Below are 26,661 nucleotides of genomic sequence, written 5' to 3' on the forward strand. Positions count from 1 at the left end.
CCGCGTGCGTTACGCGAACTCCGTGGTCGACCTGGTCGGCGACACCCCGCTCGTCAAGCTCAACCGGGTCACCGAGGGGGTGCGCGCGACCGTCCTCGTGAAGGTCGAGTACCTGAACCCCGGCGGCTCCTCGAAGGACCGCATCGCCACGAGGATCCTCGACGCGGCCGAGGCTTCTGGCGAGCTGCAGCCCGGCGGCACCATCGTGGAACCCACGTCGGGCAACACCGGGGTGGGCCTCGCGCTCGTCGCCCAGCAGCGCGGGTACCGCTGTGTCTTCGTCCTGCCCGACAAGGTCGGCGAGGACAAGCGGAACGTGCTGACCGCCTACGGTGCCGAGATCGTGGTGACGCCGACCGCCGTCCCGCCGGAGCACCCGGAGTCCTACTACTCGGTGTCCGACCGGCTGGTCCGCGAGATCCCCGGCGCCTACAAGCCGAACCAGTACGCGAACCCGAACGGACCGCGCAGCCACTACGAGACCACCGGGCCGGAGATCTGGCGCGACACCGAGGGGCGCATCACCCACTTCGTGGCGGGTGTCGGCACCGGCGGCACCATCTCGGGCACCGGCCGCTTCCTCAAGGAGGCGTCCGACGGCGGCGTCCGCATCGTCGGCGCCGACCCGGAGGGCTCCGTGTACTCGGGCGGCACGGGGCGCCCGTACCTCGTCGAGGGCGTCGGCGAGGACTTCTGGCCGGCTGCCTACGACGCCGGCGTCCCGGACGAGATCATCGCCGTGTCGGACGCCGAGTCGTTCGCGATGACCCGCCGGCTCGCGCGCGAGGAGGGCCTGCTCGTCGGTGGCTCGAGCGGCATGGCGGTCGTCGCGGCGCTCCGCGCGGCACGCGACCTCACCGAGGACGACGTGGTCGTCGTGCTCCTGCCGGACGGCGGCCGCGGCTACCTCGGCAAGATCTTCAACGACCGGTGGATGCGCTCGTACGGCTTCGCCGAGACCGACGACGAGCGCACAGTCGGGTCGCTCATCGCGGGCAAGGACGGTCGTCTGCCGGACCTGGTGCACGCGCACCCGGCGGACACCGTGCGGGACGTCGTCGACATCATGTCCACGTACGGCGTCTCGCAGATGCCCGTGCTCACCGCCGAGCCGCCCGTCGTCATCGGCGAGGTCGTCGGCGCGGTCGAGGAGAAGGCGCTGCTCGAGCACGTCTTCACCGGGGCCGCGAAGATGTCGGACGCCCTGACCGACTTCGTGGGGGAGCCGCTCCCGCTGATCGGCGTCGGCGAGTCCGTCTCGTCGGCCCGTCGTGCGTTCGGGTCGGCCGACGCCCTGCTCGTCGTCGAGGACGGCAAGCCGGTGACCGTCCTCACGCGCCACGACCTGCTCAGCTACCTGTCCGAGTGACCCCGACGGTGCGCGCGACGTGACGCGTGCACCCAGCGCGCCCGGCGCGCCGCGTCCGATCCGACCTGGAGACCAGACCCCATGACCGAGTTCAGCACCCGCGCGATCCACGCCGGCCAGGAGCCAGACGGCCCGACCGGCGCGGTGATCCCGCCGATCCACCTGACGTCCACGTACGTGCAGGACGGCGTCGGTGGCATGCGCAACGGCTACGAGTACTCCCGCTCCGGCAACCCGACGCGCGACGGACTGCAGACGCTGCTCGCCGACCTCGACGGCGGGGTCGCCGCGTACTCGTTCGCGTCCGGCCTGGCCGCCGAGGACGCCCTGCTCCGCGCCACGCTCGCACCCGGTGCCCGCGTGGTGATGGGCAACGACGTGTACGGCGGGACCCACCGCCTGGTCAGCCGACTGCACGTCCCGTGGGGCGTCGAGCTCGTCGTCGTCGACATGAGCGACACCGACCGGGTCCGTGCAGCGCTCGAGGGCGCTCCGGAGCGGACCCTCCTCTGGGTCGAGACCCCGACGAACCCGCTCATGAAGATCGCCGACATCGCGGCCCTCGCCGAGATCGGGCACGCGGCCGGTGCGGTCGTCGTCGTGGACAACACCTTCGCGTCGCCGTACCTGCAGCAGCCGCTGTCGCTCGGCGCCGACGTGGTCGTGTACTCCACCACGAAGTACCTCGGCGGGCACTCGGACGTCGTCGGCGGTGCCGTGGTGCTGGCCGACGAGCGACTCGCCGAGCAGGTGCAGTTCCTGCAGTTCGGCGCCGGGGCGATCTCGTCGCCGTTCGACGCGTTCCTGACCACCCGCGGCATCAAGACCCTCGCGGTCCGGATGGAACGGCACTCCGCCAACGCGCAGGCCGTCGCCGAGGCGCTCGTCGGCGCTCCCGGGGTCGAGCGCGTGTACTACCCGGGTCTCGCCGATCACCCCGGGCACGACGTGGCGGCGCGGCAGATGCGCGGCTTCGGCGGCATGCTCTCCGTCGCCCTCTCCGGTGGCCCCGAGGCGGCCCGGCGGTTCGCGGAGTCGACCGAGGTGTTCGCGCTCGCCGAGTCGCTCGGCGGGGTGGAGTCGCTCATCGGCTACCCCTCCGAGATGACGCACGCGTCGGTGAAGGGCACGGAGCTGGCGGTGCCGGAGAACGTCGTGCGCCTGTCCGTGGGCATCGAGGACGCCGGCGACCTGGTCGCGGACCTGCGGCAGGCGCTCGCGCGCTGACCCGACGGCGGACGGGAGGCGCGGTGCGGGCCCGCACCGCGCCTCCCGTCCGCCTCGTCCCGCCACGGACGTCGGTGGCCGGCCCTACGATGATCGGGTGAGCACCGCGGCGACGAGGACCAGTCTGTTCAGCGGCCCGTACGCCCTCGCCACCATCGGCATGGTCGCGATCGTCGGGGTCGCCGCGTTCCAGAACCTCGCTATGACGACGGTCATGCCGGAGATCAGCCGCGACCTCGACGGCGAGACCCTGTACGCGCTCGCGTTTGCCGCGCCCCTGGCCGCCGGTGTGCCGGGCATGGTCCTCGCCGGCAACTGGACCGACCGCGCGGGCGGACGCATCGTCGCGTGGGTGTCCGCCGCCCTGTTCGCGGTCGGGACCGCCGTGGTCATGCTCGCCCCGACGATGGAGGTGTTCCTCGTCGGCCGACTCGTCGAGGGCTTCGGCGCCGGCGCGATCGACGTGGTGCTCTACGTGCTCGTCGCCCGGATCTTCCCCGAGGAGCTGCACGGCCCGGTGTTCGCCGGGTTCGCCGCGGCGTGGGTGGTGCCGGCGCTCATCGGGCCGGCGCTCGCGGGCATCGTCACCGACGTCTGGAACTGGCACTGGGTCTTCGCCGGCGCGCTCGTCATCGCCCTCGGCGCCTTCTCGCTGCTCGTCCCCACCCTCGGCCGGCTGCACCCGCCGGCACCCGAGCTGCGACCGCCGTGGCAGCGCTCGCGGATCGGCTGGTCGGTCGGGGCCGCCGTGGCGATCCTGCTGCTCAACGTCGCACCGGACCTCGGCGCCTGGGCGCGGGTCGCCGCCGTGGTGATCGGCCTGGTCGGGACGTGGTTCGCCCTCCGCCCGCTGCTGCCCGCCGGGACCTTCCGTGCCGCGCCCGGGCTGCCGTCGGTGATCCTGTTGCGCGGCCTCGTCGCGGCCTCGTTCTTTGGCAGCGAGGCGTACGTGCCGTTCCTGCTGCAGGCGAAAGATGGCCTGTCCGCCTCGGCCGCGGGGCTCGCACTCACGGTCGCGGCGCTCAGCTGGGCCGGGTCGAGCTGGGTGCACGGGCGCCTGGGCGAGGACCGCGCCACCGCCACCAGGACCTTCGCCGTCGGCCTCGCGCTCGTCCTCGTCAGTCTGCTCACCGCGCTGACCGTCGCCACCTTCGGGTTGCCGTGGTGGCTGCTCGTCGTCGGCTGGTTCGTCGGCGGCGCGGGCATGGGGGCGATCTACCCGCGGACCTCGATGCTCACCCTGCGGTTCTCGGGCGAGGGCGACGACGGCTTCGCGAGCTCGGCCCTGACGATCGCGGACGCCTCCGGTAGCGTGATCGGACTCGCCGTCACCGGCCTGCTGTTCATCGGCACGGGCGGTGCGGACGGTGCGGTGTCGTTCCCCCTGGTGTTCGGCGGCATGACCGTCATCGCGGCGCTCGCGGTCGCAGCGGTGCGTCGGCTCGGGCCCGTCCCGGCACCGTCGGCCGTCCCGGTGGGCGGGTAGCGTGGCCCTCGTGCCCCTCCGCTTCGTCACCGCCGCCGTGGTCGTCGGCGTGACCATCGCCCTGGCCGGGTGTCAGGGCACGACGTCGGCGGCGCCCTCGCCGGTGCAGAGCACGGACCTGACGAGCTCCGACGGCGGGTTCGACCGGCACGCGGTGATCGGCGTCGTCCTCGAACCGGGGCAGGACACGCTCGGCGACGACCTCGAGCGCGGGTTGAGGGACGCCGGCTTCAGCCCGGACGTCCGCGTCGCCCCCGCCCGTGGGGCCGCCGCCGCACAGCGCACCGCGGTGGACCGGCTGGTCCGGACCGGCGCGAAGGCGCTGCTCGTGCGCCCGGTCGACGCCTCGGCGCTGACCGGGGTCATCCAGACGGCGCACGACGCCGGGGTCGTCGTGGTCTCCCTCGGCGAGCCCCTGCCGACCAGCGGTACCGGCGGCGACGGGGTGTCCGCCGACTACCGGGTGCCGGCGGGCGACGACCAGGCGGACCTCGTCAGCGCGGCGGTCGACGTCGTCGGGTCACTGCAGCGCGGCGAGAAGCCCACGACCGACTGACGGGTCGGGCGGGTTCAGCGCCACCAGGACGGGAACGACAGCACGATGGTGTCGACGAGTGCCTTGCGGGACCGGCGCGGTCCGGCGAGCCACGCCTCGATCGCCCCGACGAACCCCTGGGCGACGAACCCCGCGGCGACGTCGTCGAGCAGCTCCGGTCGGTGCTCGCCGTCGAGCGACCGGATGTGCTGCTCGCTCGACACCGTGAAGTGCTCGACGAGCAGCCGGTGCAGCGAGGCGTCGTTCGGGTCCGGCAGCGCCTTGCCGTAGATGTCACGGTGCGCGACGACGTGCTCGACCACGGCGTTGATTCCGCGCCGGGTGATCATCGCGAGTTCGTCGAGGTCCGCGCCGCGGCTCGCGGCCACGCGCCGGGCGTCGGCGTCGTCCTGGCGGATGCGGTCGAGCTCCGGCGTCAGCACGTCCGCGAGCAGGGACCCGGGGGAGACCGCGTGCGAGTAGAAGGTCGCGCGGTTGATGCCGGCTGCACGGGTGACGTCGGCGACCGTGATCTCGGACACCGGTCGATCGGCGGCGAGGCGCAGGATCGCTTCGCGCAGGGCGGCGGTCGTGTGCAGGATGCGGGCGTCCACCATGACGCCACCCCCTTCTGATCCGGTTCCCCCCGCCGGTGTTCCGACGGAACGTGCGGGACGGCTCGGCTGCGCGGACGAGCGCTGACGAGCAGTCCGACGGTACCGCATGGGCCGCGTCGGAACCGGGCGGCGGCCGTGGCAACACGCGGGCGGACGCGCGGAACTGCTGCGGCAGGGCTCGGGAGGGCCGTAGGATGGTACCGCGGCCGAATCGATTCGATCGATGCCGCGATCACCTCCCACACCCCCTCACCGTCGAAGGACCCCTGCTCGTGACCGCGCCCGCAACCACCGGTTCGCTCCGTGTCGTCCTGCACCCCGGAGACGCGCTCTCCCGCAGCCAGCGACTCGTCTACGTCTTCGTCCTCGGTGCGCTCACCGCGCTCGGGCCGTTCACGATCGACCTCTACCTGCCGGCCTTCCCGTCGCTCAAGGACGAGTTCGGCATCAGCGACGGGGCGGTGCAGCTCACCCTGACGGCCACGACCCTCGGGTTCGCGGCCGGGCAGCTCCTCGTCGGCCCGTGGAGCGACAAGGTCGGTCGTCGCCTCCCGCTCATCATCGCGACGACCGTGCACGTCGGCGCCTCGATCGGGGCCTCGCTCGCGCCGAACGTCGAGGTGCTGGCGGTGTTCCGCGTCCTGCAGGGCATGGGCGCGTCGGCCGGCGGCGTCGTGGCGATGGCGACGGTGCGCGACCTGTTCGGTGGCAAGCCGCTCGTGCGGATGCTGTCCCGGCTGGCGATGGTGAACGGCCTCGCGCCGATCCTCGCCCCGCTCATCGGCTCGCAGATGCTCCGGTTCGTCAGCTGGCGCGGCGTGTTCGTCTTCCTCGCCTGCTACGGCGCAGCGGTGGTCATCGCGTCGATCCTCCTCATCGTCGAGACGCTCCCGCCGGCCCGTCGGCACGAGGCCGGCCACTCCACCATCGGACAGCGGTACCGCGCGCTCTTCTCGGACCGCGTCTTCGTGGGGGTCGCGCTCATCGGGGCGATGGTCTTCAGCGGACTGTTCTCGTACCTCAGCTCGTCGCCGTTCCTGTTCCAGGGGCTGTACGGGCTGGACGCGCAGCAGTACGGGCTGCTGTTCGCCGTGAACTCCGTCGGCGTCGTCGTCGGGGTGCAGGTGTCGGCACGGCTGGCCCAGCGCGTCGGGCCGCAGTGGATCCTCGCGTGCTCGACCGCGACGCTGTTCCTCGCCGCCGTCGCGATCATCGTGCTCGACCAGCTCGGCGCCGGGCTCGTCGGTGTGCTCGTGCCGCTGTGGTTCTTCATCGCCGCGTGCGGGTTCTCGTTCCCGCTCGTCCAGGTGATCGGCCTGGCCGCGCACGGCAAGGAGGCCGGCACCGCCGCGTCCCTCCTCGGCGCGCTGAACTTCGGCGTGGCCGGGATCATCTCGCCCGTGGTCGGGTGGATCGGCATCACCACCGCGACGCCGATGGCCGCCGTGATGGCGTGCACCTCGGCCGTCGCGATCGCGCTGCTGTGGGCGGTCGTCCGACCGCGGACGGTCCCGGCGCTCACGCACTGAACCGGCCGGTCGGCGCCCGGTCCGCGACGGGCCACGCGTCGATCGACCGGCGCGTCGTCGCGGATGCGGTGGGGCCGGACAGGGGCAGTGCCGCGTCCATATGCTGTGGGCATGAGCGACGTGGTGGCGCAGGCACGGGCAGCGGCAGAGGCGGCGAAGCAGGCGGCCGACGAGGCCCGGCGCCTCGCGGACGAGGCGGTGCAGCGCGCGGAGGAGCTCGCCGCTCGCGTGGCCGAGCAGCAACAGGCGGGCCAGGAGGCGCAGCCCGCCTCCGCCACGGAGCCCGCGGTGGTCGACTCCCCGGCCCCGACCCAGACCCCGGCGATGGACGCGAGCGCCCCGGCGGTGGACGCGACCGCCCCGCACGCCGAGCCGGCGTCGCCGGCCCCAGCCGCGCCTCCCGAGCCGGCCACCGCCGACGGGCCGCTCGGAGCAGCCGCCGTGGACGCGATCCGCACCGGCTACGGGGTCGAGGGCAGCGCCCTGGAGCTCGGCGCCCTGGTGAACGGTGCCCCGCAGCCGGACGTCCAGGTCCGGATCCCGCTCGGGATGCTGAACCGGCACGGCCTCGTCGCGGGGGCGACCGGAACGGGCAAGACGCGCACGCTGCAGGTCCTCGCGGAGCAGATCGCCGCGAACGGGGTGCCCGTCTTCGCGGCCGACATCAAGGGCGACCTGTCCGGGCTGGCGGTGGCCGGCACGCCGAACGACAAGCTGCTCGCGCGGACGGCTGGCATCGGGCAGGACTGGCGTGCCGCGGCGAGCGAGGCGGAGTTCTACTCCCTCGGCGGGCAGGGGACCGGCGTCCCGATCCGGGCGACCGTGTCCGGGTTCGGACCACTGCTGCTGTCGAAGGTCCTCGGCCTGAACGACACGCAGGAGTCGTCGCTGGGGCTCGTGTTCCACTACGCGGAACAGGCCGGGCTGCCCCTCGTCGACCTGTCGGACCTCCGGAGCGTGCTGACGTTCCTGACGAGCGACGCGGGCAAGGGGGAGCTCGCCGAGCTCGGCGGGCTGTCGAAGCAGACCGTCGGCGTGATCCTCCGCGAGCTGATCACGTTCGCCGACCGGGGCGCCGACCAGTTCTTCGGCGAGACCGAGATCGACACGACCGTGTTCCTCCGCACCGCCGCCGACGGCCGGGGGATCGTCAGCCTGCTCGAGGTGCCCGGCGTGCAGGACCAGCCCGAGGTGTTCTCGACGTTCCTGATGTGGTTGCTCGCCGACCTCTTCAACGAGCTCCCCGAGGTGGGTGACCAGGACAAGCCGAAGCTCGTGTTCTTCTTCGACGAGGCCCACCTGCTGTTCAGCGGCGCGTCGAAGGACTTCCTCGACCAGATCGTCCGTACCGTCCGGCTCATCCGGTCGAAGGGCGTCGGCATCTTCTTCGTCACGCAGACCCCGAAGGACGTCCCGAACGAGGTGCTCGCCCAGCTCGGGTCACGGATCCAGCACCAGCTGCGGGCGCACACCCCGGACGACGCGAAGGCCCTGCGGGCGACGGTGTCGACCTACCCGTCGAGCGACTACGACCTCGGCGAGGTGCTGACCTCGCTCGCCACCGGCGAGGCGATCGTCACCGTGATGAACGAGAAGGGTGCACCGACACCCGTCGCGTGGACCCGACTGCGCGCCCCCGAGGGCTCGATGGACCCGATGCCCGCGCCCGAGATGACCGCGCGCGTGCATGCGTCCCCGCTCCTGGCGACCTACGGCGCACGGCTCGACCCCGACTCGGCGTACGAGATGCTCGCCCGTCGGATGGAGGCCGCCGCGGCGGACGCTGCGGCCGCCGACGCCGAGAAGGCCGCGGCCACCGCCGCCGCCGAAGCGGAGAAGGAGGCCGCGCGGGCAGCTGCCGCCGCGGCGAAGGAGGCGGCGGCGAAGGACAGGGCCGAGGCACGGGAACGGGCCGCGGCGCAGCAGGAGTACGAGCGGGCGCAGCGCGAGTTCGAGCGGGCCGAGCGCGCGGCCGAGGCGCGTCGGTCGAAGCGGACCTCGTCGCGGACCACCACGTCACGGAAGGCGGAGGACCCGCTGTCGGACCTGCTCGGGTCCGGGCTGGGCAGGACGATCGCGAAGGAGGTCGTGCAGGGGATCTTCTCGACCCTGCGCCGTCGTCGCTGAGCGAGCGCGGCGTGCTCGTGCCGGGTCAGCCGACCAGGTTCGTCGTCTCGAGCACCAGCAGCGTCGCGACGGCGAGCACCGCGACGACGCCCACGACCACGTAGGCCCCGCGCCGCTCGTACCAGGAGCGGCTGGCCGGGTAGCGCCGGACGAACGCGCGGATCGACATCGGGCGGGTCTCGTCGGTGACCTGGACGCCCAGGGCTTCCACGACGCTGTCGATGCCGGCGTCGCCCCAGGTGTCGGCACGCAGGCGGAACAGGTGGGCGCCGTCGGCGTCGAGCGCGACGAGCTCACGGGTCGTCCGTTCCACCGCGCTGCCGTAGGTCGTGGCGAGGACCAGGCTGTGGACGCGCTCGCGGGGCACCCGACGGTTCGGGGTGAGGACGCCCCGCACCGTGACGGCCACCGGGTCGAGATCGATGAACGCGGTGCCGAGACGCACGAAGACGACGGCCACGACGGCCGCGAGCAGGATGATCGCGGTCGCGACGACGGGCCAGAGCGGCATCGGCAGGGAGACCCAGACGAGGGCGACGGCGAGGGGGACGGCGGAGAACACGACGCTCAGGATCGTCGAGCGCACGAGGGACCGTCGCGGCCGGAGGATCACGTCGTACACGGTCGCGCTCGGCCGAGCAGCTGCCGGTGCCGTCAGGTCCCCCACGTGGACTCCTCGTCCCTCGGGTGCCCGGGCAGCGTGCGACGCCCGCCCGGAGAGCGACACCCCTGCCGCTCCGTGCACCGTGGTCGACCCGTCCCGGGGTCGTCCGTCCGAGCAGTCTAGGCGACCGACGGGTACCGAGGACAGCCCGTTCCACCCCTCGGCATCGTTTCGGGGCCAGACCTTGGCGAACGGGGTGCAGGGTGGTCCGCCGGGTGGGGGACCGACCCGGCCGTGCAACGAACCGGGTGGGGGACCGACCCGGCCGTGCAACGAACCGGGTGGGGGACCGACCCGGCCCTGCAACGAACAGAGCGCGTGACCCGGGGGGCACGCGCTCTGTTCGCACTGGCGGAGAATGGGGGATTCGAACCCCCGAGGGCTTGCACCCAACACGCTTTCCAAGCGTGCGCCATAGGCCACTAGGCGAATTCTCCTGACGCTGTCTTCCGACGGCGACACCCAATGGTACAGGTTCCCGGGAGTGCTCACGACCGCGTGTCGAGCGGACCGGGATCCTCCCAGATGTCGTGCCGTGTGCGCCGACTACCCTGGACGCGTGTCGACCCGCATCTACATCACGTCAGCAGAAGGACACACGGGCAAGAGCACCGTCGCCCTCGGTGTCCTCGAGACCCTCGCACGCTCGGTGGGACGGGTCGGCGTGTTCCGGCCGGTCGCGCGCTCGGTCGACGTGCCCGACTACGTGCTCGAGCTCCTCCTGCAGCACACCGCGGTCGGCATCTCCTACGACGACGCGGTCGGCGTCACCTACGACGACGTGCACGCCGACCCGGAGGCCGCGCTCGCCACGATCGTCACCCGCTTCGCCCAGGTCGAGCGGCAGTGCGACGCGGTCGTGGTGCTCGGGTCGGACTACACCGACGTGGGGAGCCCCACCGAGCTGTCGTTCAACGCGAAGGTCGCCGCGAACCTCGGCGCCCCGGTGCTGCTCGTCCTCGGCGGCCGCGACGCCGCCGAGCGCGGTGCCCGCACCCCGGAGGACATGGCCCAGGTCGCCGACGTCACGACGAGCGAGCTCCGGGCCGCGCACGCGCAGCTGTTCGGCATCGTCGTCAACCGTGCCGACCCGGACGCGCTGGCCGCGGTCGTGTCGAGCGTCCAGCACGCGGTCGCGGACCACCACCCCGACCTGCCGGTGTGGGCGATCCCGGAGGACCGCGTCCTCGTCGCCCCGACCGTCCGTGCCCTGCTCGAGGCCACCGGCGCGACCCTGGTGCGCGGCGACGAGGCGCTGCTCGACCGCGAGGCGCTCGGCACCGTCGTCGCGGGCATGAGCATGGAGAACGTCCTGCCGCGCCTGATCGAGGGCGGCATCGTCGTCGTCCCCGGTGACCGCAACGACGTCCTCATCGCCACGCTCCTCGCGAACGAGTCCGAGACCTTCCCGAGCCTCGCCGGCGTGATCCTCAACGGCGGGTTCGAGACCGCGCCGCAGATCTCCCGCCTGCTCGAGGGCCTGTCGAGCTCGCTCCCGATCGCGCAGAACGACCTCGGCACCTACGACACCGCGCTCCGGATCACCCAGACCCGGGGCCGTCTCGCCGCCGACTCGCCGCGGAAGGCCGACCTGGCCCTCGCGCTGTTCGAGCAGCACGTCGACGCCGACGCCCTGCGAGACCGGCTGCAGCTCACCCCCTCCGGCGTCGTCACGCCGCTCATGTTCGAGCACGGACTGCTCGACCGAGCCCGCGCGTACGGCAAGCGCATCGTCCTGCCGGAGGGCGAGGACGACCGGATCCTCCGCGCGGCCTCGACGCTGCTGCAGCGCCAGGTGTGCGACCTCACGATCCTCGGCGACCCCGCCGCGATCCGCACCCGCGCGACCGAGCTCGGCCTCGACCTCGACGCCGCGCAGCTGGTGTCCCCGTTCGACCCCGAGCTCCGCGAACGCTTCGCCGAGGAGTACACCCGGCTCCGCGCGCACAAGGGCATGTCGATCGAGCTCGCCCGCGACACCGTGACCGACGTCTCGTACTTCGGCACGATGATGGTGCAGCTCGGCCTCGCCGACGGCATGGTCTCCGGCGCGAAGCACACCACGGCGCACACGATCCGGCCGTCCTTCGAGATCATCAAGACCCGCCCGGACACCTCGATCGTGTCGAGCGTCTTCCTGATGGCCCTCGCCGACCGGGTCCTCGTCTACGGCGACTGCGCGGTCATCCCGGACCCCACGAGTGAGCAGCTCGCGGACATCGCGATCTCGTCGGCCGAGACCGCGACGCAGTTCGGCATCGACCCGCGCGTGGCGATGCTCAGCTACTCGACGGGCGACAGCGGCTCGGGGGCGGACGTCGACAAGGTCCGCGCCGGCACCGCGTTCGTCCGTGAGCGCCGACCCGACCTGCTCGTCGAGGGGCCGATCCAGTACGACGCCGCAGCCGACCCGACGGTCGCGTCGACGAAGATGCCCGACTCGCCCGTCGCCGGCCGCGCGACCGTCTTCATCTTCCCCGACCTCAACACGGGCAACAACACGTACAAGGCCGTGCAGCGCTCGGCCGGCGCCGTGGCCATCGGCCCGGTGCTGCAGGGCCTGCGCAAGCCGATCAACGACCTCTCCCGCGGTGCGCTCGTCGGCGACATCGTGAACACCGTCGCGATCACCGCGATCCAGGCCGGCACCGCGTCCGACGCGGCCTGACCCGTGGTGGCCGCACCGCGCCTCCAGTCCGACAAGAAAGTGACCCACCAGTGACCGCAGCGCTCGTCGTGAACTCGGGTTCGAGTTCGTTCAAGTACCAGCTCATCGAGCTCGAGGGGGAGCGGACGCTCGCCTCCGGACTCGTGGAGCGCATCGGCGAGACGACGGGGGCGTGGAAGCACACGAACGCCCTCACCGGCGAGTCATCGTCCAGCGACTCGGCCGAGGTCCCCGACCACGCCGCCGGGTTCCAGGCCATGATCGACGCCTTCGCGAAGGTCGGGCCGTCGTTCGACGAGCACCCGCCGGCCGTCGTCGGCCACCGCGTCGTGCACGGCGGCACCACCTTCGACCGCGCCACCGTGGTCACCGACGACGTCGAACGACAGATCGAGGAGCTCTCGAGCCTCGCGCCGCTGCACAACCCGGCGAACCTCGAGGGGATCCGGGCCGCGAAGCAGGTCTTCGCCGACGTGCCCCAGGTCGCCGTGTTCGACACCGCGTTCCACCAGACGATGCCGCCGCACGCGTACACGTACGCGATCCCCGCGGACCTCGCGGCGAAGTACGGGATCCGGCGCTACGGCATGCACGGGACGAGCCACAAGTACGTGTCCGAGCAGGCCGCCGAGTTCCTCGGCCGTCCCCTCGCCGAGCTCAAGACGATCGTGCTGCACCTCGGCAACGGGGCGTCCGCCGCGGCGATCGACGGCGGCCGGTCGATCGAGACCTCCATGGGGCTCACCCCGCTCGAGGGCCTCGTGATGGGCACTCGGTCCGGTGACCTCGACCCGGCCGTGCTCATCCACCTCCACCGCGAGGCCGGGCTGTCCTTCGAGGACCTCGACACCATGCTCAACAAGCAGTCCGGACTGCTCGGGCTGACCGGCAACGGCGACATGCGCGACGTGCAGGACGCGGCGCTCCGGGGCGACGAGGAGGCCGAGGCGGCGCTCGCCGTGTACCGGCACCGGATCCGTCGCTACGTCGGGGCCTACACGGCGCAGCTCGGCGGGCTCGACGCGGTCGTGTTCACCGCGGGCGTGGGCGAGAACAACGCGTTGCTGCGTCGGCGCGTGCTGGCCGGGCTCGAGCACCTCGGCATCGAGATCGACGCGGACCGCAACGAGTTGGCCTCGCGCGAGGCGCGGCTCATCTCGACGGACGCGTCGCGGGTCGCGGTGCTCGTGGTGCCGACGAACGAGGAACTGGAGATCGCCCGGCAGTCGGCCGCGGTGGCGCTGTAGGGGGCCGGGCGGCGGCGGGGGCGCGGTCCGCTGGGCTTCGGTGCGGGTGCGTTGGCGCGGGTGCCGGCGTCCGTGGCTGGGTCCGCACGGTGCGGATTTCGTCGGCTGGTGCTGGGTTGGTGGCTGGGTGCGCGCTTGTAGCGCGGCACGGTGCGGTCAAAGTCGCGCGGGGTGATGAGGTGCGCACGGTGCGGCCGGGTAGGCCCGTCCACGTTCCTCGCACGGGGTGGCGAGGTGGGCACGGTGCGGACGGGAGGCGCGGGGCGGGCTGGTGCCGCGCCTCCCGTCCGCCGGGTGGTGCCGCGCACTGCACGGTGCGGTGTTCGTCGGCTGGTGCTGGGTTGGTGGCTGGGTGCGCGCTTGCAGCGCGGCACGGTGCGGTCAAGCTCGCACGGGGTGACGAGGTGCGCACGGTGCGGCCGGGTTGGTCAGTCCGCCTTCCTCGCACGGGGTGACGAGGTGCGCACGGTGCGGACGGGAGGCGCGGGGCGGCCTGGCGCCGCGCCTCCCGTCCGCCGGGTGGTGCCGCGCACTGCACGGTGCGGCTTCCGCCGGCTGGTGCTGGGTTGGTGGCTGGGTGCGCGCTCGTAGCGCGGCACGGTGCGGTCAAAGTCGCACGGGATGGCGAGGTGCGCACGGTGCGGACGGGAGGCGCGGGGCGGGCTGGCGCCGCGCCTCCCGTCCGGCGGGTGGTGCCGCGCACTGCACGGTGCGGTGTTCGTCGGCTGGTGCTGGGTTGGTGGCTGGGTGCGCGCTTGTAGCGCGGCACGGTGCGGTCAAAGTCGCACGGGGTGACGAGGTGCGCACGGTGCGGCCGGGTAGGCCCGTCCGCTTTCCTCGCACAGGATGGCGAGGTGGGCACGGTGCGGCCACGGGCCGGGACCCCGCTGCGGCGCTCAGCGGAGCGACGCGACCGCCGCGGGGATCGGTGTGTCGCCGCTCGTGACCTCGAACTGGACCCCGACCGCGGTGTCGTCGACAAGGGCGTGGAGCACGACCGCTGCGACGTCGGCACGGGGGATCGATCCACGGGGGACCGTGCGGCCGACGTCGACCGTGCCCTGCGGCGGCGTGTCGAGCAGGCCTCCCGGTCGGACGATCGTCCAGCGGAGGCTCCGGGCACGGATGTTCGCGTCGGCCTCGGCCTTGGCGCGCAGGTAGACCTGGAAGACGTCGTCCTCCGATGCGGCCGGGACCACCGCGCGCTGCGGGTCGTACGCGTCCGCACCCATCGCCGAGATCATGACGTAGCGCCGGATCCCAGCCCGCTCGGCGGCATCGGCAAGCAGGATCGCCCCGTCCCGGTCGACCGTCAGCTTCCGCTCCGCCCCGCTGCCCGGGCCGGCGCCGGCGGCGAACACCACCGCGTCGACGCCGCGGAGCCGGAGCCCGAGGTCGTCGTCGTCCATCTGCTCGAGGTCCGCGATGATCGCCCGCGCGCCCTGCTGCTCCACGTCCGTGACGTGGGCGGGGTTGCGGACGATGGCGACGGCGTCGTGGCCGGCGTCGGTGATCTGGCGGGCGAGGAGGAGGGCGATCTGGCCGTGGCCCCCGGCGATGGCGATCTTCATGTGTCCGATCATGCCCGTCGCGTCCGGTAGACTTCTCGGCGGCTCCTCACGTGACGCCATCCAGGCCAACTCCCCCAGGGCGGAAACGCAGCAAGGGTAACCGGGCTCTGGCGGGTGCGTGAGGAGTCTTTTCTGTTTCCTGCCCGGGTGCGTGCGGTGTCGCTTCCGTTCCCGGGTCGGTCGGCCGGACAACGTCCGCACGCCGGGTGTCCGTTTCGTAACGGGCTGCGGACAGCACCCTGATCGTGTGCAAAGATCACCCTCAGGAACTCCCAACCAGGGTTCCTGACCCTCCACCGCCTCACCAGCGGAGGAGTTTTCCGGATCAGGTGGCGAGCGTGCTCGCCAGGAAAAGAGACACGCATGCGCAGGCACGTGTCGCTGCGGGGTACCCGTGTACCCACGACGGCGGGCGACTGGACACGACGGATCTTCGGTGCTGGCGGCCGAGCTCGACGACGAGCATCGGACGATCGGCGTCTCCTCCTGCGCGGCGGCGTCGTCGCCACGGTGACGGCGCTCGTCGCCGCCACCGTGGCGATTCAACCCGCGGTGGCTGCACCGACCGACGTCTCCGAGGCCGAGGGGCTGCTCCTCAGCGGGTCCGGCATCGTGAACGTCGACGGCATCGCCCAGCTCGGCGGTGCCTACTCCGCTCGCGGTGCGACCACGGGCGGCGGCACCACGAACCAGCCGCTCAACGTCGAGGCCCTGAACACCGTCGGGGTCGACCTCGGGAACGACATCGACCTGCTCGGGTCGAACGGCATCCTCACCCTCGGGGTGAACGGCCAGTACGCGACGACCTCGGCGAACGGCGCCACGGCGTCCTCGGGCCTCCTCACCAACGACGGCGGCATCGGCGTCGGCACCGGGATCGGCACGGGTGCCTCGACGCTGAACCTCAACCCGCTGTTCAGCCGCGTCGGCGCTGACGCGACCGTGCTCTCGAACGCGCAGCTGCGTGTCGGAGCGCTCGCCTCGACCCTGACCGCGACGCGTGGCACGACGGTGAGCACCACGAGCGACTACCGGATCGCCGGGGCCGACCTCACGCTGACGAGTCCGGCCGTGCAGGGACTGACGATGTCGCTCCGTGACCAGCTGCGCACCGTCTCCGGTCAGGTGAACGGGGTCTTCGGTACCGGGGGAGCCCTGCAGGGCACCACCGGGACGGTGACCACCCAGATCCAGACGCTGCTGCGCCAGGCGCTGCTCGGCACGGTGACCGTCAGCGGGACGACGATCACGTCGAACGTGAACCTCAACCTCGACGACACCCTCACCCAGGTCCTCCAGCAACCGCTGACGGACGGCGCCGTGACGATCGTCCCGGCGACCGGGACCATCACGGTCGACCTCGACGAGCTCACGGCGCTCAACGGCCAGCCGGCGAACACCCCGGTGCTGACGACCGCCGCGGTGGACTCGATCAACCAGAGCATCACCACGATCCTCGGTACACAGCTGCCGACCACGCTGCAGACGGCGGTCGTGAACACGATCAACTCCACCGGCGTCCGGGTGGACATCGCGACGAACGCCACCGTGCTCGGACAGCCGTCCGCTGCGATCGGTCTCCGGATCGACACGACGCTCGGCGCGCTCGCCGGCACCGCGACCGCGACCCCCACGGTCACCACGTCGGGCAGTGTCGCCGGACTGCCGCTGCCCCTCGGCACCGTGCTCGCGCCGGTCGTGAGCGGAACCGTCGTCCCGGCGCTGCAGGGTGCGCTCCGGCCCGTCATCGGCGGGGCGGCCCTCGCACAGCTCGGCACCACGCTGGCGAACACGACCACCGCCGTGGCGACGGCGCTGTCCCCGGTCGTCCTCCTCCTCCGCCAGGTCATCGACCTGACCGTCAACGCGCAGGACACCACGACCGGGTTCCGCGACGGCCGCGGCTCCGACCCGGGCGCCCGGAGCGTGCACGCCCTGCGGCTGTCGATCCTCCCCGGGGCGAACGTCGCGACCGTCGACCTCGCCACGTCCACCGTCCGCGCCACGGCGTTCGTCGCGCCGACGATCACGACCCCGACCGCGAACCAGGTCTTCAGCGTGCCGACGGCGTCCTCCACCCGCACCGTCGCCGTGAGCGGCACCGGCGAGCCTGGCGCCACGATCGCGGTGGACCTCGGGAGCGGCCGGACCGCCACCGCGACCGTCGCGGCGAACGGGGCGTGGACCACCTCGGTGGCGAACGTGCCGACCGGCTCCTGGACGGCCACCGCGACGCAGACGGTCGGTGGTGCGGCTGCAGGCTCGGCGACGCAGTCGTTCTCGGTCGTGGCGCAGCAGGCGCTCACGATCACCGCGCCGACGGCGGGGCAGACCTTCACGACCACGGGCAGCACCGCGCCGGTGACCCTGACCGGCACCGCCACCGCCAACGCCCGCATCGACATCGACCTCGGCGGCGGCCTCAGCGCCACCGGGACCGCCGCCGTGAGTGGTGCCTGGAGCATCACGGTGCCGGACGTCCCGATCGGCGAGCCGACCGCGAGCGTCACGCAGACCGTCGGGGACAGCACCTCGGCACCGGTGACCCGTGCATTCCGCGTGGTCGCGGCTGCCGGACTGACCGTCGACACCCCGACCGCGGACCAGGACTTCCCGCTCGCCGGGGACGCCCGGGACGTGCCGTTCTCCGGTTCGGCGCAGCCCGGCGCCCGGGTCGACGTCGACCTCGGTGGCGGCCGCACGGCGACGACGACCGCGAACGCCGGTGGGACCTGGTCGACCGCGGTGGCGGACGTCCCGGCGGGGGAGTACTCCGCCCGGGTGACGCAGACCGTCGGTGCGTCCACGAGCACCCCGGTGACGCGTGACTTCACCGTCACGGCGGCGGCTCCGTTGCGCATCACCGCCCCCGAGGACGGCAGCACCATCACCGTCGCCGACCCGACGTCGACGACGCCCGTCACGGTGTCCGGCACCGCGGCGCCGAACGCGCAGGTCTCCGTCGGCATCGGCGGGTCCTTCACCGCGACGGTGACCGCGGACGGCGACGGCGACTGGGAGACGACGTTCCAGGGCGTCCCGGTCAGCGACCGCACGGCGACCGCGCGGCAGACCGTCGGCGGGACGACCTCGGGTCCGGTGGCGTCCGACTTCACCGTGGCCGCCGGCGCTCCGATCGCTATCACCGCGCCGGTACCCGGCGCCACCGTGACCGTGCTCGACGCCGACAGCACCACCGACCTCGTCGTCACCGGCACCGCCCAGCCCGGAGCCGACGTGGCGATCTCGCTCGGCGGGGGGCTGACCGCCACCGCGGCCGCGAACGGCGCCGGGGACTGGACCGCCACGGTCCGGGACGTCCCGGTCGGCCGGTGGACGATCCAGGCGACCCAGACCGTGAACGGCACCACCTCGCCGACGGTCCGTCGGGTCGTGACGGTCGTCGCGGGGGCCGCGCTCGCCGTCACCTCGCCCGCCCAGGGCAGCACGACCGCCGTCGCGACCGAGAGCTCGACGATCGACGTGGCCGTGTCCGGGACCGCGCAGCCGGGAGCCGACGTCGCCGTCGTCCTCGACGGGACGGGCGACCCGGTCACGACCACGGCGGGCACCGACGGGTCGTGGTCGGTGACCCTGCAGGCGGTCGGCACCGGCGACCACACCGCGAGCGTCACCCAGACGGTCGGCGGGAAGACCTCCACGGCCATCGACCGGGACTTCGCGATCGTGGTCGGCGACGACCTCGTGATCGCGTCCCCGACCGCCGCGCAGGAGATCCCCGCGGGGACGAGCGGCCAGATCGGCGTCGTCGTGCGCGGCACGGCCGAACCGGGAGCGAGCGTGCGTGTCACGGTCGACGGGGGCGACCCAGTCGACGTGGTCGCCGACGGCGCCGGCAACTGGTCGACCGACCCGACGGAGCTCGGCATCGGCGACCACACCGTCACCGCCGTGCAGACCGTGAACGAGACGACCGGCCCCACCGTCACCCGCGACTTCACGGTCGTGCCGGGGACGGCCGTCGCGATCGACTCGCCGGCGGTCGGCTCGCGCTTCGTCGTGGTCGACGGGGACGCCACGGCCACCGTGGCGATCTCCGGGACCTCGGAGCCGAACGCGGACATCACCGTCTCGCTCGGCCCGGACACCCGGTTCACCACCACGGCCGACGGCGCCGGGGCGTGGAGCGTCGACGCGACCGGTCTCGCACCCACCGGCACCTACACGGTGAACGCGAGCCAGAGCGTCGAGGGCGTGGTCACCGCTGCGATCCCGACCACCTTCCTGGTCGTCACGGCAGCGCCGCTCGCGATCACGGCGCCGACCACGACACCGATCACGGTCGCGGGCGACGCCGTCCGCCGTGACGTCACCGTGTCGGGTACCGGCCAGCTCGGAGCCACCGTGACCGCCGGTACCGACGGCGAGGACGACCAACAGACGACGGTCGCCCCGGACGGCACCTGGTCGGTGACCTTCGCCGACCTCGGCGTCGGCGAGCACCCGGTCTCGGTGACGCAGACCCTCGCCGGCACGGTCTCCTCCCCGGCGACCTCCGCACCGGTCACGCGCACGGTCACGATCGAGGCCGCCGACGCCGTGCGGGTGACGACGCCGGCCGACGGAGCCGTCCTGCTCGTGCCGGACGCCGGCGCGACGCGCGACGTCACCGTCACCGGGACGGCGGAGCCGAACGCTCTGGTCACCGTGCGACTCGGCGCCGACGTGGCCAGCACCACCGCGGACGGAGACGGCGCGTGGACCGTGACGTTCGGCGGTGTCGGTGTCGGTGACCCGACGCTCACCGCGAGCCAGACCGTGGGCGGGACCAGCGCCTCCAGTCCCGCGCAGACCGTCTCCGTGCGCGCCGGGACCGCGCTCACCCTGACGACGCCCACGGACGGCACCGTCCTGACGGTCGCCGACGCGGCCGGTACGGCCGACGTCCTGGCGGCCGGACGGGCACAGGGCGGCGCCACCGTCACGGTGACCCTGTCGAACGGTGACTCCGACGAGGTGACCGCCGCTGCCGACGGCGCCTGGGAGACGACGTTCGCGGACGTCCCGGTCGGCGACCACACGGTCCGCGCGACGCAGGTCGTCGGCGGGCAGACGTCGGCACCCGTCACCGCGGCGGTGTCGGTCCGCGCCGGTGCGCCGCTCACGGTGACGACTCCGGCCGGGGCCGCCTCCGTGACGGTCGCCGACGACGACGCGACGACCGACGTGCGGTTCGCCGGCACCGGCCAGCCCGGGGCGACCGTCACGGTCGACCTCGGTGCGGGCGGGACGGCGACCGCGCGGGTCGACGACGGCGGGAAGTGGTCGACGACGGTCGAGGACGTGCCCACCGGGTCGTACCGGGCCGACGTCACGCAGGCCGTGAACGGGACGACGAGCGCGGCGGTCACCCGCCCGGTGTCCGTCGTCGCCGCGGCCGCCCTGACCATCCGCCAGCCCGGTGACGACCCGATCACCGTCGCGGACGCCGACGCCACCACCACGGTGACGATCGCCGGCGACGCCCAGCCGGGCGCCACCGTCACGGTCACGGTCGACGACGGCGACCCGGTCGAGGTGACGGCGGGCGGGGACGGCTCGTGGAGCGTCGACGTGCCGGACCTCGGCGTCGGGACGCACGACGTGAGCGTCACGCAGACGGTCGACGGGTCCACGTCCACGACCCCCGTCGAGACGACGTTCGCGATCGTGGCCGGCGCTCCGGTCGTGATCGACGAGCCGACGGCCGGCCAGCAGTACGCCGTCGCCGGCGAGGGCGCGACCACCACGGTCGACGTCAGCGGCACGGCGGAGCCCGGTGCGACCGTCGTGGTCGACCTCGGCGGCGGACGCAGCGAGGCCACCACCGCGGACGCGGACGGGACGTGGAGTGTCTCGGTCCCGGACGTGCCCGCCGGGACCCCGGAGGTCAGCGTCACGCAGCGGATCGGCGACACCGTCTCCGCCCCGGTGACCGTCGGGATCCGGGTGCTCGTCGCGGACCCCATCACGATCGCCACCCCGGCGGACGGGTCGACCGTCCGTGTCGCGCAGCAGGACTCGGTCGCGACGGTGACGGCGAACGGTGCCGCCCAGCCGCGGTCCACCGTGCGGGTCACGATCGACGGCGGCGATCCGCAGACCGTGACGGCGACCGCCGCCGGCACGTGGTCGCTCGACCTCGAGGGACTCGCCACCGGGCAGCACACGGTCCGGGCGACCCAGACGGTCGACGGGTCGACCTCGGCGCCGGTCGTGACGACCTTCACGATCGCTGCCGGCGCCGCGCTGACTGTCGACACCCCGGCCGACGGCGACACCGTCACCGTGCCGGCCGGCACCACGAGCGCGACCGTCCCGGTCAGCGGTCAGGGGCAGCCGGGCGGGACCGTGCGGATCGTCACCGACGACGGTGACCCCGTCGAGGTCCCGGTGGGCACGGACGGCCGGTGGTCGACCGAGTTGACGGGGCTCGACGCCGGAGACCACACGATCGTCGTCACGCAGGTCGTGAACGGCACCACGTCGTCGCCGGTCCAGCGTGACCTGACGGTCGAGGTCGCCGCGGTCGACGCGATCGTCGTGACCTCGCCGGCGAACGGGACCGCGTTCCGCGTGCTCGGCGGCACCACGGACGTCCGTGTCACCGGCGTCTCGGCGCCGAACGCGGCGGTCTCGGTCCGGATCGACGGCGGCACCCCGGTCACGACGACGGCGAACGGCGACGGCGAGTGGGCCGTGACCGTGCCGTCGGTCGGCACCGGGCCGCACTCGATCGCCGCCTCGCAGACCGTCGGCGGGACGACGACGGACGCGCCCGAGGTCGGGTTCTCCGTCGCCGCAGCGGCTCCGATCAGGGTCACGAGCCCGCAGGACGGCCAGGTCGTCCCGATCACCGGGGCGACGACGTCCATCGTGGTGAGCGGCACCGCGGAGCCGAGGGCCACGGTGACCGTCGGCATCGACGGCCGGACGGCGACGACCACCGCCGGTGGCGACGGCTCCTGGACCGTCACCGTCACCCGGGTCCCGCCGGGCACCCACACCGTGTCGGCCACCGAGACCGTCGGCGGTCGCACCTCCGACCCGGTGACCAGCACCGTGCGGGTCGTGGTCGCGCAGCCGACCGACGTCACCATCACCAGCCCGACACCCGGCCAGCTCCTCCCGGCGACGGGCACCGGCGACACCGCCGCCTTCACGGTGACGGGGCACGCCACGCCGGGCGCGCTCGTCACGGTGCGCCTGTCGAACGGACAGATGCGCACGACGACCGCCGACGCAGACGGTGACTGGAGCGTCACCTTCGACCGCGTGCCCGAGGGCGCGTGGACCCTGGAGGCGTCGCAGACCGTGAACGGCACGACGACGGTCTCGCAGCCGGTGCCGATCGTGGTGGACGCCGTCGAGCCGCTCGCGGTCACGTCCCCACGCCGGGTGCGCACCAGACGGCCTCGGCCGTCGGCTCCGTGGACTGGCGCGTCACCGGGACCGCCGAACCGGGGGCCACGGTGACCGTCGTCGCCGACGACGGCACGCCGGTGACGACCACGGCGGACGAGGACGGCGCCTGGTCGGTCGTGCTGCGCCTCGCGGTGGGAGCGCACACCATCCGCGTGACCCAGACCGTCGCGGGTGCGACGTCGGCCGCGCAGTCGGTCGCGGTGGTGGTCGACGCGGCCGTGCCGGGCGATCCGGGGACGCCGGGGAACCCCGGCACGCCGGGGACGCCAGGTGCGCCCAGGACCCCTGGAGCCGGGGCGGTCGGGAACGGGAACGGGACCGCCGGTGGGTCCGGGTCCGGTGGGCTCGCGTTCACCGGTGCCGAGGTCGGGCCCCTCGCCGGGGCGGCCGGCGGCCTGGTGGTCCTCGGGTTCCTCCTGCTGGGGCTGTCACGCCTCGCCCGCGGCATCCGCCGCCGACGCGTCTGACACCACCCGCACCACCCGCACCATCCGCACCGCGCCTCGCGTTCCGTCGTCCTGACGGACGGGAGGCGCGGTGCGTCACGTGCGCCCTCCCCACTTCCCACAGGTGGTCCGGTCCGACCATCGGGTGTCGGCCGTCCCGGCTACCCTTGGGGCGTGGTCACCGCCCTGTATCGCCGTTACCGGCCCGAGAACTTCGCCGAGCTGATCGGACAGTCGCAGGTCACCGATCCCCTCCGGACGGCCCTGCGCACCAACCGGGTCAACCACGCCTACCTGTTCAGCGGGCCGCGCGGTTGCGGCAAGACGACGTCCGCTCGCATCCTCGCGCGCTGCCTGAACTGCGCGGAAGGTCCGACCGACACCCCGTGCGGCGTCTGCCCGAGCTGCGTCGAACTGGCGCGCGGCGGCGGGGGGTCGCTCGACGTGATCGAGATCGACGCCGCCAGCCACAACGGTGTCGACGACGCGCGGGACCTCCGTGACCGCGCCGTGTTCGCCCCGGCGCGCGACCGCTACAAGATCTTCATCCTCGACGAGGCGCACATGGTGACGCCGCAGGGCTTCAACGCGCTGCTCAAGCTGGTCGAGGAGCCGCCGGAGCACGTGAAGTTCATCTTCGCCACGACCGAGCCCGAGAAGGTCATCGGCACCATCCGGTCGCGCACCCACCACTACCCGTTCCGGCTCGTCCCGCCGGCCGCGATGCTCGAGTACGTCGAGCAGCTCTGCCAGCAGGAGTCGGTCTCGGTCGCACCGGGTGTCCTGCCGCTCGTCGTCCGCGCGGGCGGCGGATCCGTCCGCGACACCCTGTCGTTGCTCGACCAGCTCATGGCCGGCAGTGAGGACGGGGCGATCGCGTACGAGCGAGCCGTCGCGCTCCTCGGCTACACCGACGCCGCACTGCTCGACGACGTCGTCGACGCGCTCGCCGTGGCCGACCCGGCGTCCGCCTTCGCCGCGATCGACCGCGTGGTCCAGACCGGTCAGGACCCCCGTCGCTTCGTCGAGGACCTGCTCGAGCGCCTCCGCGACCTCATCGTGGTGGCCGCGACCAACGAGAGCGCGGCTGCCGTCCTGCGTGGCGTCTCGCCGGAAGAGCTCGACACGATGACCCGGCAGGCCGGCGTCTTCGGTGCGACCGGGCTGTCGCGCGCGGCGGACATCGCGAACCGGGCGCTGACCGAGATGACCGGTGCGACCTCGCCGCGACTCCACCTCGAGCTGATGACCGCCAGGATGCTCGTGCCCGAGGCCGACGACACCCAGCGCGGTGCACTCGCCCGGGTCGAGCGACTCGAACGACGCATCGGCGTCGGCGATGCCGGTGGGCACCAGGCCGGACCGGAGTCGCTCCCGGCGGCGGGTTCGACCTCCGCCCAGGCGCCCGGTGCTCCGGCCGCTGCACCCGCTCCGCGCGCGGCACAGGCTCCCGCGACACCCGCTGCGGCGCCCGTCCAGGCTCCGGCCGCGGCGACGCCTGCTCCGGTCGACGCCGGACCGGCCGCGGCCCCTGCCGCCGACCCCGGCGCCACCGCTCGGGACGCGACCGCCTCGTGGGCAGCCGCGGTGCCGAGTGCGCCCGAGGCGCCCGTGGACGAACCCGCACCCGCGCCGGCTGCCGGCGTGACCCCGACTCCTGCCGCAGGGACCGCGAACGCGTCCTCGACGGGTCAGGGCACCGTCGCCGGCGACGAACCGGCCGTGCGTCCCATCGGCGCCGTCGGGTTCCAGCAGCTCCGCGACTCCTGGCCGCAGATCGTCGAGCACGTCCAGCACCAGAAGCGTTCGGCGTGGTCCGTCGTCGTCACGGCGCAGGTCACGGCGCTGCGGGACGACGTCCTCACCCTCACGTTCCCGAGTCACCAGGACGTCGCCTCGTTCAAGGAGATGTCCGACCCGAGCACCAGCGTCAGCGAGCTCCTCCGCGCCGCGATCGTCGACGTGCTCGGCCTGCGCGTGAAGTTCGTCGCACGCGGTCCGGGGGGGCCCGGCCAGCAGCGTCCGCCGCAGCAGCCCGGCGCCCAGCCGCCGCAGGGCATCGGGCAGCGGACGACGCCGACCGCCGGTCCGGTGTCCGACGCCGGAGCCACCGCGACCCCGAGCCCCGCGCCGACATCGAGCCCTGCGCCGTCCAGCCCCGCGCCGGCGCCGCACGACGCTGCGGAGGCCCGACCCGACGCAGCGCCGTCCCGGCAGGGCGACCGGTCGACCAGCCCGGAACCGACCTCGGCTCGTCCGGACGCAGCCACCGCGCGACCGGCGCAGGCCCAGGGTCAGACCCCGGCGCCCGTTGCGGCCGAGGCGCCGCGAGACGCCGATCCGCGCCCGACGCAGTCCCGTCCCGCCGCGTCCCCGGAGCCGTCCGGCGCGCCGGTCACCGAGTGGGCCGTCGCGACCATCCCCGCTGCCGACCCGACCGCGGGTGGCGAGCCCTCGTGGTCGGCGCCGTTCGGCACGACCGACACCGGCGAGCCGGTCGCCCCCGTGCAGACCGTGTCCGACCCGCGCGCGGACGCTGCCCTCGCGGCACAGCTCCGCCCGGCGTCCGCGCTCGGTGCCGCCCCACAGCAGCGCGCCGCACAGCACGACGCCGCACAGCCGAACGCCGCGACTCAGGGCGCGGCACCCCAGGCGCCGGCGACGCCGGACGTGGCTGGGCAGGCTGCCGCGGCACCGGACACCGCGCCTCCCGCGGGCGGCCCGGTCGGCGCCCCGGACGTCCCGGTGGACGACTACCCGCTCGACGACGACCTGTACGGCGACGGCGAGCCCTACCCCGATGCGCCCCCGGCCCCGCAGAACGCTCCGCAGCAGAACGCTCCGCAGCAGAGCGCGCCGCAGCAGAGCGCGCCGCGCCAGTCGGCGCCGCAGCGCCCAGCCGCACCGGCACCCCAGGTCCGGCGGACGCCCGTCGCGGGTCGCTACGGCGAGGCCGTCGTCCGTGAGATCCTGAACGCTCAGTTCATCGAGGAGACCTCCCTCCACGAGGAAGGCGCCTGATGTACGACGGCATCGTGCAGGACCTCATCGACGAGTTCGGTCGCCTCCCCGGCATCGGACCGAAGTCGGCGCAGCGCATCGCGTTCCACATCCTCCAGACCGAGTCGTTCGACCCGAGCCGGCTCTCCGAGCTGCTGGCGGACGTCAAGGAGCGGGTCCGCTTCTGCGAGATCTGCGGCAACGTCACCGAGAACGTGCAGTGCAGCATCTGCCGCGACCCGCGTCGGTCCCCGGCCGTCATCTGCGTCGTGGAAGAGGCGAAGGACGTCGCCGCGATCGAGCGCACCCGCGAGTTCCGTGGGCTGTACCACGTGCTCGGCGGCGCCATCAGCCCGATCGACGGCATCGGCCCGGACGACCTGCGGATCCAGCAGCTCATGACGCGACTCGCGGACGGCACCGTCGACGAGGTCATCATCGCCACTGACCCCAACCTCGAGGGCGAGGCCACGGCGACGTACCTCAGCCGGTTGCTCGTGCCGATGGGCATCCGCACGACGCGGCTCGCGTCCGGTCTGCCGGTCGGCGGCGACCTCGAGTACGCCGACGAGGTCACCCTCGGCCGCGCGTTCGAGGGCCGTCGGGTCGTCGGCGGCTGACCGACCGGGCCGGACGGGCGCGCAGGATCGTTGCGTCTGCACCGGCTCCGACGCAACATCCTCGAAACACCGACTACCATCATGAGACCGCGTGACAGTCGCGGAACCGTCGTCCCCGGGAGTACCAACC

15 protein-coding genes, 1 tRNA gene and 1 other RNA gene are annotated in these 26,661 nt (G+C 73.5%); 13 read left to right on the forward strand and 4 right to left on the reverse strand.

The genetic code is table 11. The features are described from left to right. The first annotated feature begins 4 nt into the window (after positions 1 to 4). The 4 genes from ACQXVK_RS11800 to ACQXVK_RS11815 all read left to right on the forward strand — a co-directional run bounded on the left by ACQXVK_RS11800 (position 5) and on the right by ACQXVK_RS11815 (position 4,638). Positions 5 to 1,369, forward strand: coding sequence for a cystathionine beta-synthase (locus ACQXVK_RS11800; protein WP_402268411.1), 1,365 nt, complete (start codon positions 5 to 7; stop codon positions 1,367 to 1,369). An 81-nt stretch (positions 1,370 to 1,450) separates the two neighbouring features. After that, positions 1,451 to 2,596: a cystathionine gamma-synthase gene (locus ACQXVK_RS11805; protein ID WP_402268408.1), complete on the forward strand. Its 1,146-nt coding sequence runs from the start codon at positions 1,451 to 1,453 to the stop codon at positions 2,594 to 2,596. 97 nt (positions 2,597 to 2,693) lie between these two features. Next, positions 2,694 to 4,082, forward strand: a complete 1,389-nt coding sequence (locus ACQXVK_RS11810; RefSeq protein WP_430853660.1) for an MFS transporter — start codon at positions 2,694 to 2,696, stop codon at positions 4,080 to 4,082. A 10-nt stretch (positions 4,083 to 4,092) separates the two neighbouring features. Beyond that, the gene (locus ACQXVK_RS11815; protein ID WP_187290527.1) at positions 4,093 to 4,638 is read left to right on the forward strand and encodes a substrate-binding domain-containing protein; all 546 of its coding nucleotides are present in this window, start codon (positions 4,093 to 4,095) and stop codon (positions 4,636 to 4,638) included. Between the two features lie 14 nt (positions 4,639 to 4,652). Here ACQXVK_RS11815 and ACQXVK_RS11820 read toward each other — a convergent pair whose 3' ends face one another. Then, the gene (locus ACQXVK_RS11820) at positions 4,653 to 5,234 is read right to left on the reverse strand and encodes a TetR/AcrR family transcriptional regulator (protein ID WP_430853661.1); all 582 of its coding nucleotides are present in this window, start codon (positions 5,232 to 5,234) and stop codon (positions 4,653 to 4,655) included. 272 nt (positions 5,235 to 5,506) lie between these two features. Between ACQXVK_RS11820 and ACQXVK_RS11825 the strand changes: the two genes are divergently transcribed. Together ACQXVK_RS11825 and ACQXVK_RS11830 are read left to right on the forward strand one after the other, a co-directional pair. Beyond that, the gene (locus ACQXVK_RS11825; RefSeq protein ID WP_430853662.1) at positions 5,507 to 6,763 is read left to right on the forward strand and encodes a multidrug effflux MFS transporter; all 1,257 of its coding nucleotides are present in this window, start codon (positions 5,507 to 5,509) and stop codon (positions 6,761 to 6,763) included. Between the two features lie 111 nt (positions 6,764 to 6,874). Next, positions 6,875 to 8,890, forward strand: a complete 2,016-nt coding sequence (locus tag ACQXVK_RS11830) for a helicase HerA-like domain-containing protein (RefSeq protein ID WP_430853663.1) — start codon at positions 6,875 to 6,877, stop codon at positions 8,888 to 8,890. A gap of 25 nt (positions 8,891 to 8,915) precedes the next feature. Here the strand turns inward: ACQXVK_RS11830 and ACQXVK_RS11835 are convergent, their stop codons facing one another. Beyond that, positions 8,916 to 9,557: a hypothetical protein gene (locus tag ACQXVK_RS11835; RefSeq protein ID WP_430853664.1), complete on the reverse strand. Its 642-nt coding sequence runs from the start codon at positions 9,555 to 9,557 to the stop codon at positions 8,916 to 8,918. A 346-nt stretch (positions 9,558 to 9,903) separates the two neighbouring features. After that, positions 9,904 to 9,991 (reverse strand) — tRNA-Ser (locus tag ACQXVK_RS11840). 122 nt (positions 9,992 to 10,113) lie between these two features. Here ACQXVK_RS11840 and pta point away from each other — a divergent pair. After that, positions 10,114 to 12,222, forward strand: a complete 2,109-nt coding sequence (gene pta, locus ACQXVK_RS11845; RefSeq protein ID WP_022906305.1) for a phosphate acetyltransferase — start codon at positions 10,114 to 10,116, stop codon at positions 12,220 to 12,222. Between the two features lie 50 nt (positions 12,223 to 12,272). Then, positions 12,273 to 13,469: an acetate/propionate family kinase gene (locus ACQXVK_RS11850; protein WP_022906304.1), complete on the forward strand. Its 1,197-nt coding sequence runs from the start codon at positions 12,273 to 12,275 to the stop codon at positions 13,467 to 13,469. A gap of 896 nt (positions 13,470 to 14,365) precedes the next feature. Here ACQXVK_RS11850 and ACQXVK_RS11855 read toward each other — a convergent pair. Beyond that, positions 14,366 to 15,040, reverse strand: coding sequence for an SDR family oxidoreductase (locus ACQXVK_RS11855; RefSeq protein WP_430853665.1), 675 nt, complete (start codon positions 15,038 to 15,040; stop codon positions 14,366 to 14,368). A 37-nt stretch (positions 15,041 to 15,077) separates the two neighbouring features. On the opposite strand from ACQXVK_RS11855, the gene ffs reads away from it, so the two are divergent. From ffs to recR, 5 genes are all read left to right on the forward strand, one after another. Next, positions 15,078 to 15,174: signal recognition particle sRNA small type (gene ffs / locus ACQXVK_RS11860), an RNA gene on the forward strand. A gap of 418 nt (positions 15,175 to 15,592) precedes the next feature. Next, positions 15,593 to 22,516 carry a choice-of-anchor G family protein gene (locus ACQXVK_RS11865; RefSeq protein ID WP_430853666.1) on the forward strand — a complete coding sequence of 2,308 codons (6,924 nt, stop codon included), beginning with the start codon at positions 15,593 to 15,595 and terminating at the stop codon, positions 22,514 to 22,516. After that, complete coding sequence (locus ACQXVK_RS11870) at positions 22,471 to 22,932, forward strand: Ig-like domain-containing protein (protein ID WP_430853667.1); 462 nt, start codon at positions 22,471 to 22,473, stop codon at positions 22,930 to 22,932. Before ACQXVK_RS11865 ends, ACQXVK_RS11870 begins: the two co-directional genes overlap by 46 nt. A gap of 153 nt (positions 22,933 to 23,085) precedes the next feature. Beyond that, on the forward strand, positions 23,086 to 25,932 hold the full coding sequence (locus tag ACQXVK_RS11875) for a DNA polymerase III subunit gamma and tau (protein WP_430853668.1): 2,847 nt from the start codon (positions 23,086 to 23,088) through the stop codon (positions 25,930 to 25,932). Then, positions 25,932 to 26,531 carry a recombination mediator RecR gene (recR, locus tag ACQXVK_RS11880; protein WP_022908014.1) on the forward strand — a complete coding sequence of 200 codons (600 nt, stop codon included), beginning with the start codon at positions 25,932 to 25,934 and terminating at the stop codon, positions 26,529 to 26,531. The genes ACQXVK_RS11875 and recR overlap by 1 nt, the downstream gene beginning before the upstream one ends. Positions 26,532 to 26,661 lie beyond the last annotated feature (130 nt).

This window comes from Curtobacterium sp. AB451, assembly GCF_050585845.1.
Taxonomy (GTDB): Bacteria; Actinomycetota; Actinomycetes; order Actinomycetales; family Microbacteriaceae; genus Curtobacterium.

What these genes read in the sequence shown, in the direction of transcription:
- ACQXVK_RS11805 (WP_402268408.1), top strand. Translation starts at nt 1,451, where the DNA reads ATGACCGAGTTCAGCACCCGCGCGATCCACGCCGGCCAGGAGCCAGAC.
- ACQXVK_RS11820 (WP_430853661.1), bottom strand. Translation starts at nt 5,234, where the DNA reads ATGGTGGACGCCCGCATCCTGCACACGACCGCCGCCCTGCGCGAAGCG.
- ACQXVK_RS11830 (WP_430853663.1), top strand. Translation starts at nt 6,875, where the DNA reads ATGAGCGACGTGGTGGCGCAGGCACGGGCAGCGGCAGAGGCGGCGAAG.
- ACQXVK_RS11855 (WP_430853665.1), bottom strand. Translation starts at nt 15,040, where the DNA reads ATGAAGATCGCCATCGCCGGGGGCCACGGCCAGATCGCCCTCCTCCTC.
- recR (WP_022908014.1), top strand. Translation starts at nt 25,932, where the DNA reads ATGTACGACGGCATCGTGCAGGACCTCATCGACGAGTTCGGTCGCCTC.